Here is a 13587-nt window from a genome sequence, read left to right as displayed (position 1 = left end):
GTCCGCGATGTCCACCCTCCCCGACGTGCCGCTCTCCCCGTCCTCCTCGCCGACGCCCACCAACGGATCGCCGCTGCTCGGTTTCAGCCTGGACCTGCTGATCGGCATCGCCACCTTGCTGTTCCTCAGCGTGCTGGGCGGACTGGCCTGGGGCCTGGGCCGCGGTTTCGAGGTCGGAATGCAGGCTGCGCGTGAGGGAAACACCCAGGGGGCGGCGGCGTTGGCCAACTCGCTGGGCACGCCAGGTGCCTTGGCGCAGATGCTGATCGCGCTGTTTTCCACCGGCGGTGCTGCGCTGCTGCTGTACTTCCTGCGTCGCCGTGCCAGCCCGGCAGAACGTGCGCAATCGCATCAGGCAGTACGTCGTGCCTCGACCTGGGGCTGGACCGCGCTGGTCGCTGCCGGGGTATTTCTTGGCAGCAGTGGTATTGGTTGGGCCGCCAAGCAGATGGGGGTGGAGCCGGTGCCCACCAACCTGCTGTTGATGCAGCAGGCATGGGCGCAATACCCGCTGTTCCTGATTGCCTTTGCGGTACTGCTGGCGCCGGCCTATGAAGAATTGCTGTTCCGGCGCGTGCTGTTTGGGCGCCTGTGGGCGGCCGGGCGGCCCCTGCTGGGTATCGTGCTCAGCAGCGCCGCTTTCGCCCTGGTGCATGAAATCCCCGGCACCAGCCCCAACAGCTTCCCGGCGATGCTGCAGCTGTGGTTGATCTACGGCGGCATGGGGGCAGCGTTTGCCTGGGTGTATCGCAAGACCGGGACCTTGTGGGCGCCGGTGGTCGCGCACGCGGTGAACAACGCGATTGCCCTTGCCGCCATGGTCCTGCTGGGCACGCAATAACGCCGGCACCGGTTGACGAAAAATTAAGCAAGACACTCGCACACTGCAGATGTGAACGAGGGGATCCCTGATGAAAGCCATCGGACTAGCCGTAATTACCGCGCTGCTGCTCAGCGCGTGCGCAACCACAACCTCTCCCACCGGGCGGCGCCAGGTCGTTGGCGGTGTTTCGCAGCAACAGCTCGATCAACTCGGTGCCCAGGCCTTTGCTGAAACCAAGGCCAAGCAGACCCTCAACCGCGATGCCAAGCAGAACGCCTACGTGCAATGCGTGGTGAATGCATTGGTTGCGCAGTTGCCGCAGCAATACCATGGCGTACGGTGGGAAACCGCGGTATTCGTCGAGAAGGAACCGAACGCGTTCGCCCTGCCCGGCGGCAAGGTGGGCGTGAACACCGGCATCTTCACCGTCGCCAGGAACCAGGATCAGCTGGCAGCGGTCATTGGCCACGAGATCGGCCATGTGATCTCGCGCCACCACGAAGAACGCCTCACCCGGCAGCAGGGCACCCAGCTCGGGCTGGGCATCCTGGGAGCGTTGGCTGGTGCCGCCTACGGCGATACCGCCGCCAGCGCGGTCAATCAATTCGGTGGCATGGGTGCCCAGGGCCTGATCCTGCTGCCCGGTTCACGGACCCAGGAAAGTGAGGCCGACGTGGTGGGGCAACGCCTGATGGCACAGGCCGGGTTTGACCCCTCACAAGCGGTGAATCTATGGCAGAACATGATGGCTGCCAGCGGAAATCGCACCCCGCAGTGGCTTTCCACCCACCCGGACCCGGCCAACCGCATCCGTGAGTTGCAACGCGATACCCCTGCGCTTGAACCTGTATATCAGCAGGCGAGGCGCTCTGGTGTAGTCCCACGCTGCGGCTGAGGGTAGGGTTTTTGTGCAGTACACAATCGGAAGTGATTTCTCCGTCAAATAATTTCTGATACGTTTGTGTGCTCGGTTTCGTTCCGACAGTTTGAATTTCTACCGCCACGGCGGCCCCTTCGAGGTGAAACATGATCTTCCGCAGCCAAAAGCACGCCGTGCTCTCCATCCTGATCGCCACTGCATTGGGCGGTGTCGTCATCGCTGACGCTGCGGCACAGTCGCGTTCCTCGGAGCGTCGTGGCAACAGGGACAGCGCAAAGGCGGAAGTCCTGTTCCCGGAAGCCACCCGTGTCGAACCCAAGGGCAAGGCTTCCTCGAAGATGGCCAGCAAGCTCAACAAGCTGTTTGCCGCGTACAACAAGAGCGAGTACGCCGAGACCCGTACGCTGGCTGATGAAATCCTCGCCTCGCCCGATGCCAATGATTACGACAAGGCCGTCGCCAACCAGCTGGCCTCGCAGGGTGCCTACAACCTTGACGACAACGCCGCTGCCAAGCAGTACCTGCAGCAGGCGATCGCGCTGAACCAGCTGGACAACAATGGCCACTTCCAGGCGATGTTGATGCTGGCCCAGCTGCAGTTGCAGGACGACCAGCTGGCTGAAGGCCTGGCCAACCTGGACAAGTACTTCGCCGAGTCCAAGTCGAACAAGCCCGAAGAACTGATCATCAAGGGCCAGGCGCTGTACCAGAGTGAAAAGTACGCCGAGGCGATCCCGGTGCTGAAGGCGGCCATCGCTGCCTCGCCCGAGCCGAAGGACAACTGGAACCAGCTGCTGATGGCCGCCTACTCCGAAGCCGGCCAGACCGGTGAAGCGGTGAAGGAAGCCGAGGCACTGGCGGCGAAGAATCCGGCCGACAAGAAGGCCCAGCTCAATCTGGCCAGCATGTACATGCAGGCCGACCAGATGGACAAGGCTGCCGCAGTGATGGACAAGCTGCGCGCGGCTGGACAGCTCACCGAAGAGCGCGAATACAAGCAGTTGTATTCGATCTACGCCAACACCGACAACAAGGAACGGGACGTCATTGCGGTGATCAACGAGGGTATCTCCAAGGGCATCCTCAAGCCGGACTACCAGACCTATCTGGCGCTGGCGCAGTCGTACTACTACACCGAGCAGGTGCCGCAGGCGATCGAAGCCTGGAGGAACGCGGCCCCGCTGTCCAAGGACGGTGAAACGTACCTGAATCTGGCCCGGGTTTTGCATTCGGAAGGTCGTATTCCCGAAGCCAAGCAGGCCGCGCGTGACGCACTGGCCAAGGGCATCAAAAACCCGGCTGATGCAAACAAAATCATCAACCTGAAGTAAGCAGGAATAACGCCTGAACAGCTGCATTTTAGATGCGCAGCTGGTCAGGATTGGTATAAGCTTGGAGGTTCCTGCGGTGTCATGCACCGCTGAATCAGGGGTGGCTTCACACCACCACCCCGACCCCACTAAAGAGTTCTTGGCGCATGACGGAACAACTGGTCTTCCACCACAGGTATGACACCCAGAAAGAAACGGGCCTGAGCTGGCCCCGTATCGCGGGTATCGCATTTGTAATCGCACTGCATCTCGCAGCCCTGATGATGCTCCTGATTCCGGCCGTTGCCCCCAAGGCAGCTGCGGAGAAGGAACGCAACGTCATGGTGACGTTGGTCGACGCTCCGCCGCCGCCACCGCCGCCGCCGCCGCCGCCGCCGCCGCAGGACACCCCGCCGCCGCCGGTCAAGAATCTGGCTCCGCCGAAGCAGTCGCCGCTGCCGCCGCCACCGGAAGCACCGGTGATCGACGTGCCGGAACCGCGTCCGAACGACGTGGTTACGCCGCCGGCTCCGCCTGCCCCGCCGTCACCGCCGGTTGATATCCAGGCCAGCGTGGACATCTCGTCCAAGGCCATGAACCCGCCGCGTTACCCGCCGGCTGCATTCCGTGCCGGTATCCAGGGCGAGGTCATCCTGATCATTGATGTCGATGCCAGCGGCAACGTCACCAATGTGTCTGTCGAGAAGTCCAGCCGCAACCGCGACCTCGACCGAGCTGCAATGGAAGCGGCGCGCAAGTGGAAGTTCAACCCCGCCCAGAGCGGTGGATCGAAGGCAGCTGGTCGCGTACGCGTCCCGGTCAACTTTGCGCTGAGCTGATCCAGGGGGCGGCTTCGATAGCCGCCACCAGGTCAGGTCAACATTAGCTACACCCTTTAACACCACACACAACAAAGGTAAGCGTCATGCTGCAGGAAATTTTCATCGCCGCTGCTGCCGGGGGCAACGCAAACAACGCTCTCTCGCAGATGGGCTTCGAGCATCTGATCCACGAAATGACCACCAAGCCGGGCGATTTCGCCGTTTCCTGGGTGGTGTTGCTGACCCTGGTGATCATGTCGGCCATGTCCTGGTACTGGACCGTCATCAACATCTTCCGCACCGCTCGCCTGAAGTCGGCTGCTGATCGCGTGCCGTCGCAGTTCTGGGATGCCTCGAACGCACAGGACGCCATCCGCGCCATGGAAGAACAGCCGGCTTCGGAGCCGTTCTCCAAGATCGCTCTGGACGCAGCCCAGGCTGCTGCCCACCACCAGCAGGCTGGTGCTTCGGAAACCCTGAGCCGTTCGGAATTCGTTGACCGCGCCCTGCGTCAGGCCGTGACCCGCGAATCCAACAAGCTGCAGGGCGGCATGATCCTGCTGGCCACCGTCGGTGCAACCGCTCCGTTCGTGGGTCTGCTGGGTACCGTGTGGGGCATCTACGGCGCGCTGATCAAGATCGGTGCAACCGGTTCGGCCTCGATCGACGCCGTTGCCGGCCCGGTGGGTGAAGCACTGATCATGACCGCCATCGGTCTGTTCGTGGCTATCCCGGCCGTGTTCGCCTTCAACTTCTTCAGCAAGATCAACAGCGCGACTGTCAGCAAGTTCGACACCTTCGCTCACGATCTGCACGACTTCTTCGCCACCGGTTCGCGCGTTCGCTAATCCGGCACGTCGAGTAAGTCTTCGCAACGATATAGACGGAGCCCGTTATGGCTTTCAGTAGTGGTAACAGCAGCGGCCCGATGGCCGACATCAACGTCACTCCCCTCGTGGACGTGATGTTGGTGCTGCTGATCATCTTCATCATCACGGCTCCCCTGATGTCCCACAAGGTCAAGGTGGAGTTGCCGGAAGCCAACCTGATCCAGAATCCGGAAGATGCGCCTGATCGCAAAAATCCGATTACGGTGGCGGTCAAGGAAGACGGCAAGCTCTACTGGAACGACGAAGAGGTCTCGAAGGAGACCTTGGAGTCGCGTTTCGCGACTGCTGCCCAGCAGACGCCGCAGCCGCCGCTGAACCTGCGTGGTGACAAGACCACCAAGATGAAGGTGATCAACGAGGTCACCAAGATCGCGCAGGGCCAGGGCATGCTGGACGTCGGTTTCGTTGCCACCAAAGAAAAGGGGCAATAAGCCATGGCATTCAGTAGTGGTGGAAACAGGGGCCCAATGGCCGACATCAACGTCACGCCCCTCGTGGACGTGATGCTGGTTCTGCTGATCATCTTCATCGTTACCGCGCCGATCATGACGTATCCGATCGCCGTGGATCTGCCGCAGCGTGTGATCAACCCGCCGCCGCAGCTGCGTGAGCCGCCGCCGCCGATCGACCTGCGTGTCGACGCCAGCAACCAGGTTTACTGGAACAACAGTCCGGTGAACGTGGGCGACCTGCAGCAGAAGATGGAAGAAGAAGTACAGAAGGATCCGACCAACCAGCCGGAACTTCGCATCGAAGCAAGCCCGGATTCGGAGTACGACGTCATGGCCAAGATCCTGGCCCAGGCGAAGAACGCTCAGATGAAGAAGATTGGCTTCGTGCAGTAAGCAACATTGCAACACCAAGTCATGACGCGACTGGAAAACGCCCTCCTTTTGGAGGGCGTTTTTTTTGGCCTCTCTGTTGGGCGTTGCTGCATGCGCTGCGCCAATGCTCCTGCTGCGCGCAGCGCTTCAATGAAAGCGACCAGGCGCCTTACCCTCTTGTCGGAACGGCGGCGCATGCGCGGCTGCCTTTCTGGAGCGGCACAACCGCCTGCCGTATGCCCTGCGGCACACTGGTCGCCGCGATCTGCCGGGCATCGCGGCGAGAGATCAGCGCCCTTTCCTGATCGATCCCGGCATGTGGATAAGTTGCCTGCGCAGCGCGCACGCTTGTCCACATCCCTCTGTGGATAGATCAGCGCTCAGTTATCCCAACAAAGCGGTGGATCACCCTGCCCCGCCTGTGGATTACATTGCCATGATCCACGTGGAAGTCGCCCGATCTTGTGATCGGCAAGCGTGCAGTGCCCTCGCAGCGTGTGGGTGCTTCTGCAAGAACAATGGACGCGCATCACTCATACCCTCGCCCTTGCGACAGCGATTACAGCTTGTGGATAAGCCAGGCTGCTATGGATGTTTTGCGGCAATCCAGGACGGTGCCGGCGTATCGCCATGTTGCAGGGGCGGCCCGCGCTCAGGACGGGGAGGCGCCGCGACTGGCCATTTGCAACTGCAAGACCTTGACCGTTGAAGTAGCCGATATTTCAGTAAATCGCCGAAATAGCGCCAAATTGAGGGTTATTTGGCGACTTTTCGGAGTCGCACTTTACCGGCCCGGATCTGTCAGGGCAGGTATCAGCCGTTTGCGAGCAGCGTGACATCCAACGATCCACTGGCGTTCTCCCACCAGCGGGGACTACCGGGATCGGCTCCCCAAGAAGCTCGTTCTGCGGGTTTCTGCCTGTGGATAAGCCTCCCAACGAAGCACTAGCAGGGGGCGCCTCACCGAGTGCTGCTGCATGCAGGGAGCGCTCAAACGCTTTATCCACAACGCTTAGCGGTTCAGCAATATCCCTACCAAACGCTGTGGAAACGTATGTGGATAAGTGTGTGGATGCAATTTCATCCCGTTGTGCCGCGCGGGAACGTTCTGTGGGCTACACGCCCATCCATAGGCCAGAGCAACGGTTTGCGGCGGCGCATGCTCAACCGCCGCGACCCTGGCCCTGCCCCGCCACCGGCGATCAGCGGCTCAGGCTTTCGGCTTCGGCAATGGCTGCAAGATAGCCTGTCACGCTCGCTTCCAGGCCGGTATAGAGCGCTTCACTGATCAAGGCGTGGCCGATGGAGACCTCCAGCACGTTGGGAACGTGGGACAGGAACGCGGCCAGGTTGGCCTGCGACAGATCATGGCCCGCATTGACGCCCAGCCCTGCAGCCTGCGCGCGACGGGCTGCATCGGCGAACTGCGCCAGTGCCTGCCACGGATCACCCGCCGCATACGCTTCGGCATAGGGGCCTGTGTACAACTCGACGCGATCGGCGCCCAGTACGGCGGCCTGGGCGATATCCGGATTGTCTGCATCGACGAACAGGCTCACCCTGCAGCCATACGACTTCAGCGTTGCAATCAGCGGGCGCAGGCGTTCACCGTCACGGGCGAAATCGAAGCCGTGGTCGGAGGTCAGCTGGCCGTCGCCATCCGGCACCAGTGTCGCCTGCGCCGGACGGGTCTGTTCGCACAATTCGAGCAAGCCCGGGTAGCCATCACGCGGTGGCGCAAACGGGTTGCCCTCGATGTTGAATTCAACGCCATGCTGCTGGGTAAGCGCAGACAGCGTCAGCACGTCAGCTGCACGGATGTGGCGCTGGTCCGGGCGCGGATGCACGGTGATACCGTGCGCGCCGGCGCGCAGGCAGGTCATTGCCGCACGCACTACATCCGGATCGTTGCCGCCGCGCGAATTGCGCAGCACCGCGATCTTGTTGACGTTGACGCTGAGCACGGTCATGGCTGCGGCAGCTCGCGGTCGCCGGAACTGGCCGAAGGCGTTGCAGTTGCCTGCACGGTCGGCGCGGGCGTCGCTGTTGGGTCAGGGCTGGCGGCGGGCTGCAACTGCGCACGCAGGGCCTGCAGCTCGGCGGCGTGCAGCGGGCGCGGCACCGTGTTCACGCTGCCAAAGCGGGCCACATACAGTCCTTTTGCCCACGCCAGCAGAAACAGCAAGGCGGCCAGCAGCGCCAGCACCAACAGCCAGGCATGCGTGGTGGAAAAGGCCAGAAAAAACGCCCCAAGTGCGAGTAGTAGGAACAACCAGTACATGACGATCTCCCCGACAGAGGTGTGCAGTGTAACGGCGCTGGCAGCGCCGATTCCATGCAGGTATTCGCGCCTGGCGGCTGTACCGGTCAAATGGCGGTTCCGACCAGGCGAGACGGCCACGCCGCCGGCAACTCCCGCAGGCACGGATTTCCAGCCGGCCGCGCCTAGAGCAGGGGCGAGGCCAGGCGGGCAAAGGCTTCCGGCAGACGCTTGCGCCACAACGAGCGGTCGCGGATGGGCTGTACCTCCCCGGCGCTGTCGAACTCCGCCTGCAGGATGGCTTCCAGCTCGCCGGTGAGCTTGCGGTCGGTATACATCATCGACAGCTCGAAATTGAGCCGGAAGCTGCGATGGTCGAAGTTGGCGGTGCCGACGATGCAGGTATCGTCGTCGGCGATGAAGGCCTTGCTGTGCAGCATGCGCGGGCCGTACTCGAAGATGCGCACGCCGGCTTCCAGCAGCTCGTCGAAGTAGGAACGTGCAGCCAGCGTCACGAACCTGGAGTCGCTCTGCTTGGGCACCATCAGCCGTACATCCAGGCCGCCGAGTGCGGCCGAGGTCAGCGCCATCCGTGCGGCCTCGCCGGGAACGAAGTAGGGCGTCACCAGCCAGACACGATGCTTTGCCTCCTGGATGGCCGCCACATGCAGGCGATGGATCGGCTCCCATGCGGAATCAGGGCCGGACACCAGCACCTGCGCGTCGATGCTGCCCTGTGCACGGGTCGGCACGTCGGCCGGGAACAGGTCGACGCGCTCGAACAACTCGGCGCCCTGACCGGTGGCGTAGATCCAGTCTTCCAGGAACACCAGCTGCAGGCTGTGCACAACTTGTCCGCGAATGCGCATATGCAGGTCGCGGTAGGCATTGGGATTGCGGCTGTCGTCTTCCTCATCGGTGACGTTGATGCCGCCGGTAAAGGCGACGTTGCCATCCACCACCACCAGCTTGCGGTGGGTGCGCATGTTCAACCAAGGTCGCTTCAGCGGCTTGAGCAGCTGGCGTGGGTGGAACCAGGCCATCTCCGCACCGGCATCCAGCAAGGGCCGCAGGAAGGCTTTGCGGACCTTCGACGAACCTACCGCGTCCAGCAGCAGGCGCACCTTGATGCCGGCGCGGGCACGTTCCACCAGCGCATCGCGCATGGCGGTGCCGGCGTGGTCGGGCTCGAAGATGTAGTACTCCAGGTTGACGTGGCGCTGCGCCTTGCCAATGGCGTCGATGATGGCGGCATAGGTCGCCGCACCATCCAGCAGCCAATCGACATCCGTTGCGGTGCTCGGCGACAGCCCGGTGGTGGCCTGCCCCACCCGCGCCAGTTCGGTACAGCTGGCATCGGGCGGGCATACCGCGTCATAGGTGCTCATGCCCTCGCGCGAGCGGCCGCGGCGCAGGCGCTGGCGCACGATCTTCTGCGGGCCGAACAGGTAGAACACGAACAGGCCGATGTACGGCAGCGCGGCCAGGGACAGGATCCAGCTCAGGGTGGCGACCGGCTCGCGCTTCTGCAGCACGATGTAGCAGGCCAGCACCAATAGATAGGTGACATAGGCGACGGCCAGGATCTGGGCGACGTGGGGAATGCTGGACAGACTTGTCCACAGGTCTTGGAGGGCTTCGCGCATCCGTCGATTCTAGCCATGGCCAATGACGGCAGGGGCCGCCTGTTTTTGTAGGAGCGGCGTCAGCCGCGAAACCACTGCTGGATCCAGCGCCGAAAGCGCTCGGCGGCCATGGAATCGGGTATGCACTTTGCGCGGTGGGATTTTCAGCTTCGCGGCGTACGCCGCTCCCACAAAAAGCGGGTTCCAACTTGTGCATTGCATCAATTTATACATAAATGTAATATACCGGGATGGATAAACCCCTTCCCGCCGCCGGCGGCTATGCCAGCATCGACCAGAAGCTGGCGATCAGCAGCGCCCGCCATCCCGGCTTCCCGCGTGACCAGGCCATGTTGGCGCGGCTGATCAAGCTGGTGCACAAGCTGTTCTGCGACCACGGCAACCAGCTGATGCGCGACTACGGCATCTCCCACCCGGAGTACAACGTGCTGATGATGCTGGACGGCTCCGAGCGTGGCCTCAGCCCGTCGGAGATCAGCGAGGCCGCCAGCGAGAAGTCCTCCAATGTCACCCGTCTGATCGACCAGCTCCTGGCCAAGGGTCTGGTCAGCCGCGAGCCCAGCGCCGAGGATCGGCGCAAGCTGGTGGTGCGGCTGAGTCCGGCCGGTGAGCAGCTGATCGAACAGGTGATGCCGGCGGTGATCCAGCAGCTGCAGCAGTTCTTCAGCGGCGTCGAGCCGGCGGAACTGCGCCAGACCGAAACCGTGCTGACCCGCATCCTGATGGGGCTGGAACAGCGGCCATGAGTGCACGACCGGCTGAGTACGCGCCGGGCGCGCAGAAGTCCCCCAACACGTTGCTGCGGACCGTCGCCCAGGCCATGAGTGGCGAGCGCGCGGTGTGGGCCTACATCGGCAAGGTGCTGGTGGCCTTGTACCTGTCCGGCTGGTTGGCGATGCGGCTGGGCATGAGTTCGCCGGGCACGGCGATGATCACCGTGCTGGTGGTGATGAACCGCAATACCGGTATGGTGCTGGCCAAGGCCTTCTACCGCGGCCTCGGCACGGTCGTGGGCTGCGCGATGGCCGTGCTGATGGTGTCGCTGTTCCCGCAGAGCCCGGTGATGCTGGTGACGGCGATGGCATTGTGGGCCGGTTTCTGTGCCGGTGGTTCGGTATGGAGCCGGGGCATGGCTTCATATGGTTTCGTGCTGTCCGGCTACACCGTGGCGATGATCGTCTTCCCGGTGCTGAACCACCCGCAGAATATCCTCAACAGCGCGCTGGAGCGCACCGGCGAAGTGCTGCTGGGCATGGCGGTGACCAGCGTGGTGTTCGACGTGTTGTGGCCCAACCGACTGCGTGCCGGACTGCGCGCGGCGGATGACGGCAACCTCAACGACTTCCTCGGCTTTGTTGCCGATGCCATCGGTGGACGGCTGCAGGGGTTCGAGGTGATCGAGCGCACCCAGAGCTGGGTGGTGCAAGGCGCGATCAACTTCGAAGACCTGCGCGCCATGGCCTGGTTTGATGATCCGATCCTGCGCAGCAGCAACGGCCAGTTGAAGCTGATCAACCAGCACTTCATGGCTGCCACGTCACGCTTCCAGGCACTGCACCACCACATCGATCGCCTGCACCGAAGCAAGGACGAAAGCCTGGTCGCGGCCATCCGGGCAAGCCTGAAGCCGTTGTCGCAATTGCTCGACGACAGTGCACTGCGTGACGACGTCCCTGCCCTGGCCAAGGCGCTGCAGCACTGGTGTGGACAACTCGACGGTGTGTTTGCCCGCGAACGGCGCGCATTGCCGATAGACCTGCAACCCGGCTTCGACGCCAGCACGCTACTGGTGCGCCGTTTCGCTGAGGAGCTGCAGGCCTATCTCAGCGCCAAGGCGCGGATGGAAACCGGCAACGGCCGCCTGCGTGCACGCGCGCCGCGCTTGAGCAAAGTGCGCTTCACCCGTGCCAATGACTGGTATGCCATTGCCTTGGCTGCAGTGCGCTGCTTCGTAGTGATGCTGGCCTTGTCGCTGCTGTGGTTGAGCAGCAGCTGGAACCAGGGCGGCTTGGCGGTGTTCGGCATGGCCGCGCTGGTGGCGATGTCTTCGGCTGCACCAGACCCGTTGTGGGTAGTGCGTCGGGCCACCATCGGCCATGTCATAGCGCCGTTCTTTGCGGTACCCGGCTTCATCGCGATGGCATTGGGATCGGACTTCCCGATGCTGGTACTGCTGACCCTGCCGTCGATGATTGCCTCGCTGTACATCTCCACCCGGCCGCGCTTCGCGGTGATCGGCATGGCGCTGAACGTCGGCATCCTGGTCTCATGGAACATGGGGCCGCATTTCCATCCCAGCGCACAGGCCTATCTGGACAACTCGCTGACCCTGGCAGTGGGTGCCTTCATCGCCACCGGCGTGTTCATGCTGGTGCCGGGCCTGCCCGGCAGCAAGCAACGCCAGCGCCGGCTGCTGGAGCGCCTGCGCGCACAGGTGCAACTGGCGGTGAGCGCGCCGTTGTCCGGCTTGCTGCCGAAGTTTGAAAGCGTCAGCCGCGAACTGTTCCAACAGATAGCCAGCCGCACCGCGCCGGGCAGCCGACCCTCACGCCAATTGTTCGAATGGGCGTTGCTGGTGCATGAAGCGGGACATTGCGCGATCGACCTGCGCCATGACCTGGCCGAACAGCAACTACCCGCTGCGCTGCGCGCGCAGATCGAGCAGGCGTTGGCACAGCTGGGCCAGCTCTATCGCGAACCGCAGGCACGCACCCTGGGTGACGCCAAGGCCAGCGTAAACGCCGCGTTGGCCGAGCTGTCCGGCCCGCAGACGCAGGCGCTGCGCGCCGTGCGTGATCACCTGCATCTGTTGCAGATGAGCCTGGACGACAGCGCCTCGGTGCTGGCCGCCTACGTGCAGCGTTCCCGTCGCCAGCAACGCCTGAAGGAGGCCCGCCATGCCGTTTGAAGTATCCATCGGCGATATCTATTTCCCCGGCGCGCTGGTGCTGGTGGTGCTGTTGCTGCCGGTGTTCGGCCTGCTCGATTACGGCCTGGGCCGGGTCGGCCTGTACCGCCGCGCGCTGCACCCCTCGATGGTGCGCGTGGCCCTGTTCGCCAGCATCTATTGCAGTGCCCTGCTCCTGTTCCTGCCCCACTTTTCCTGATTGAGGATGTTCCGATGAAAACCGCCAGCCTGATACGAGGGGGTGTCACCAGCGTGGTGGTGCTGCTTGCCGCCGTGCTTGCCTATGTGGTCTGGCACCAATACATGCTCAGGCCCTGGACGCGCGATGCGCGGCTGCGGGCCGAGGTGGTGCGTATTGCGCCGGATGTGTCCGGCCTGGTCACCGAGGTGGCCGTGCATGACAACCAACTGGTGAAGAAGGGCGATCTGCTGTTCGTCATCGACCGCGACCGCTATGCATTGGCCGTGGCCAAGGCCGAAGCCGATCTGCAGGCCGCCGAAGCCGCTGCGCGCGCTGCTGGTGCATCGATCTCCGCCGCCAGTGCCGGTGCCAGTGCCAGCCAGGCCGAATACCAGATGCGCCAGCAACAGGCCCAGCGCCGCGCCCAGCTCGACGGCATCGTCTCACGTGAGTCGCAGGCCGATGCCCGCGCCGTGGCGCAGGCAGCACAGGCCAGCTGGAAGCAGGCACAGGCCAGTGCGCACGCTGCCAGCAGCCAGCAAGCCAGCGCCGCCCTGCAGCAGGCGCGGGTGACGCTGCAGCAGGCGCAGCTTGAGCTGGCCCGCACCGAAGTGCGCGCCAGCGCCGACGGCACCATCACCAACCTCGACGTGCGGATTGGCGACTACGCCGCTGCCGGCCAGGCACGGATGGCGCTGGTCGCCAGCGAAGGCATGTGGGTGTATGGCTACTTCGAGGAAACCAAGCTGCCCAAGATCCATCGCGGTGACGCGGTGGATATCCGCCTGATGGCCGGTGGCGTGCACCTGCAGGGCAAGGTCGAAGGCATCGCCACCGGTATTGCCGATGCGGCCGGCCCTACCAGCAGCAACCTGCTGGCCGAGGTCGAGCCCACCTTCAACTGGGTGCGGTTGGCGCAGCGCGTGCCGGTGCGGGTCAGCATTGATCCGGCCTCGGTGCCTACCGAAGCGGTGCTCAGCGCCGGCATGAGCGCCACCCTGGTGATCAAGCCCAAGGCTGGCTGAAGCGCGCGCTGGCTGAATG

The 13587-nt window shown here is 63.5% G+C and carries 14 protein-coding genes; 11 read left to right on the top strand and 3 right to left on the bottom strand.

Features of this window, described 5'->3' with window-relative positions:
* The first annotated feature begins 7 nt into the window (after positions 1-7).
* From AC1VXC_RS10080 to AC1VXC_RS10050, 7 genes are all read left to right on the top strand, one after another.
* Positions 8-841 (top strand): CPBP family intramembrane glutamic endopeptidase, encoded by an 834-nt coding sequence (locus AC1VXC_RS10080; RefSeq protein WP_313173735.1) that lies wholly within the window; start codon positions 8-10, stop codon positions 839-841.
* 70 nt (positions 842-911) lie between these two features.
* Positions 912-1718: a M48 family metallopeptidase gene (locus AC1VXC_RS10075; RefSeq protein WP_481538432.1), complete on the top strand. Its 807-nt coding sequence runs from the start codon at positions 912-914 to the stop codon at positions 1716-1718.
* Between the two features lie 131 nt (positions 1719-1849).
* On the top strand, positions 1850-3034 hold the full coding sequence (locus AC1VXC_RS10070; protein WP_313173737.1) for a heme biosynthesis protein HemY: 1185 nt from the start codon (positions 1850-1852) through the stop codon (positions 3032-3034).
* A 146-nt stretch (positions 3035-3180) separates the two neighbouring features.
* A complete protein-coding gene (locus AC1VXC_RS10065; RefSeq protein ID WP_481528197.1) occupies positions 3181-3852 on the top strand; it encodes an energy transducer TonB in 672 nt (223 codons plus the stop codon).
* An 86-nt stretch (positions 3853-3938) separates the two neighbouring features.
* Positions 3939-4682 carry a TonB-system energizer ExbB gene (exbB, locus tag AC1VXC_RS10060; protein WP_313173739.1) on the top strand — a complete coding sequence of 248 codons (744 nt, stop codon included), beginning with the start codon at positions 3939-3941 and terminating at the stop codon, positions 4680-4682.
* 47 nt (positions 4683-4729) lie between these two features.
* Entirely contained in the window at positions 4730-5155 is a 426-nt protein-coding gene (locus tag AC1VXC_RS10055) for an ExbD/TolR family protein (protein ID WP_282268370.1), read from the top strand.
* 3 nt (positions 5156-5158) lie between these two features.
* Positions 5159-5569, top strand: coding sequence for an ExbD/TolR family protein (locus tag AC1VXC_RS10050; RefSeq protein WP_282268368.1), 411 nt, complete (start codon positions 5159-5161; stop codon positions 5567-5569).
* A gap of 1181 nt (positions 5570-6750) precedes the next feature.
* On the opposite strand, the gene AC1VXC_RS10045 is transcribed toward AC1VXC_RS10050, so the two are convergent.
* The 3 genes from AC1VXC_RS10045 to cls all read right to left on the bottom strand — a co-directional run bounded on the left by AC1VXC_RS10045 (position 6751) and on the right by cls (position 9454).
* Positions 6751-7518, bottom strand: coding sequence for a pyridoxine 5'-phosphate synthase (locus tag AC1VXC_RS10045; protein WP_313173740.1), 768 nt, complete (start codon positions 7516-7518; stop codon positions 6751-6753).
* A complete protein-coding gene (locus AC1VXC_RS10040; RefSeq protein WP_313495532.1) occupies positions 7515-7829 on the bottom strand; it encodes a hypothetical protein in 315 nt (104 codons plus the stop codon). The genes AC1VXC_RS10045 and AC1VXC_RS10040 overlap by 4 nt, the downstream gene beginning before the upstream one ends.
* 164 nt (positions 7830-7993) lie before the next feature.
* Positions 7994-9454 carry a cardiolipin synthase gene (gene cls, locus AC1VXC_RS10035; RefSeq protein WP_313495530.1) on the bottom strand — a complete coding sequence of 487 codons (1461 nt, stop codon included), beginning with the start codon at positions 9452-9454 and terminating at the stop codon, positions 7994-7996.
* 230 nt (positions 9455-9684) lie between these two features.
* Here cls and AC1VXC_RS10030 point away from each other — a divergent pair, with 230 nt between their 5' ends.
* The 4 genes from AC1VXC_RS10030 to AC1VXC_RS10015 are packed head-to-tail and all read left to right on the top strand — an operon-like array spanning position 9685 to position 13568.
* The gene (locus tag AC1VXC_RS10030; protein ID WP_293706688.1) at positions 9685-10200 is read left to right on the top strand and encodes a MarR family winged helix-turn-helix transcriptional regulator; all 516 of its coding nucleotides are present in this window, start codon (positions 9685-9687) and stop codon (positions 10198-10200) included.
* Complete coding sequence (locus AC1VXC_RS10025) at positions 10197-12362, top strand: FUSC family protein (RefSeq protein WP_481538431.1); 2166 nt, start codon at positions 10197-10199, stop codon at positions 12360-12362. Before AC1VXC_RS10030 ends, AC1VXC_RS10025 begins: the two co-directional genes overlap by 4 nt.
* Positions 12352-12561, top strand: coding sequence for a DUF1656 domain-containing protein (locus AC1VXC_RS10020; protein ID WP_313173744.1), 210 nt, complete (start codon positions 12352-12354; stop codon positions 12559-12561). Before AC1VXC_RS10025 ends, AC1VXC_RS10020 begins: the two co-directional genes overlap by 11 nt.
* A 14-nt stretch (positions 12562-12575) precedes the next feature.
* Positions 12576-13568 carry an HlyD family secretion protein gene (locus tag AC1VXC_RS10015; RefSeq protein WP_481538430.1) on the top strand — a complete coding sequence of 331 codons (993 nt, stop codon included), beginning with the start codon at positions 12576-12578 and terminating at the stop codon, positions 13566-13568.
* Positions 13569-13587: the final 19 nt, after the last annotated feature.

Source organism: Stenotrophomonas sp. STEN033, assembly GCF_056856655.1.
Note: the sequence above shows the minus strand (reverse complement) of the source record. Positions and strands in the feature narration are given on the sequence as shown.

What these genes read in the sequence shown, in the direction of transcription:
- AC1VXC_RS10025 (WP_481538431.1), top strand. Translation starts at nt 10,197, where the DNA reads ATGAGTGCACGACCGGCTGAGTACGCGCCGGGCGCGCAGAAGTCCCCC.
- AC1VXC_RS10015 (WP_481538430.1), top strand. Translation starts at nt 12,576, where the DNA reads ATGAAAACCGCCAGCCTGATACGAGGGGGTGTCACCAGCGTGGTGGTG.
- AC1VXC_RS10065 (WP_481528197.1), top strand. Translation starts at nt 3,181, where the DNA reads ATGACGGAACAACTGGTCTTCCACCACAGGTATGACACCCAGAAAGAA.
- AC1VXC_RS10080 (WP_313173735.1), top strand. Translation starts at nt 8, where the DNA reads ATGTCCACCCTCCCCGACGTGCCGCTCTCCCCGTCCTCCTCGCCGACG.
- AC1VXC_RS10040 (WP_313495532.1), bottom strand. Translation starts at nt 7,829, where the DNA reads ATGTACTGGTTGTTCCTACTACTCGCACTTGGGGCGTTTTTTCTGGCC.
- AC1VXC_RS10075 (WP_481538432.1), top strand. Translation starts at nt 912, where the DNA reads ATGAAAGCCATCGGACTAGCCGTAATTACCGCGCTGCTGCTCAGCGCG.
- AC1VXC_RS10020 (WP_313173744.1), top strand. Translation starts at nt 12,352, where the DNA reads ATGCCGTTTGAAGTATCCATCGGCGATATCTATTTCCCCGGCGCGCTG.
- AC1VXC_RS10030 (WP_293706688.1), top strand. Translation starts at nt 9,685, where the DNA reads ATGGATAAACCCCTTCCCGCCGCCGGCGGCTATGCCAGCATCGACCAG.
- AC1VXC_RS10050 (WP_282268368.1), top strand. Translation starts at nt 5,159, where the DNA reads ATGGCATTCAGTAGTGGTGGAAACAGGGGCCCAATGGCCGACATCAAC.
- AC1VXC_RS10045 (WP_313173740.1), bottom strand. Translation starts at nt 7,518, where the DNA reads ATGACCGTGCTCAGCGTCAACGTCAACAAGATCGCGGTGCTGCGCAAT.
- exbB (WP_313173739.1), top strand. Translation starts at nt 3,939, where the DNA reads ATGCTGCAGGAAATTTTCATCGCCGCTGCTGCCGGGGGCAACGCAAAC.
- AC1VXC_RS10055 (WP_282268370.1), top strand. Translation starts at nt 4,730, where the DNA reads ATGGCTTTCAGTAGTGGTAACAGCAGCGGCCCGATGGCCGACATCAAC.
- cls (WP_313495530.1), bottom strand. Translation starts at nt 9,454, where the DNA reads ATGCGCGAAGCCCTCCAAGACCTGTGGACAAGTCTGTCCAGCATTCCC.
- AC1VXC_RS10070 (WP_313173737.1), top strand. Translation starts at nt 1,850, where the DNA reads ATGATCTTCCGCAGCCAAAAGCACGCCGTGCTCTCCATCCTGATCGCC.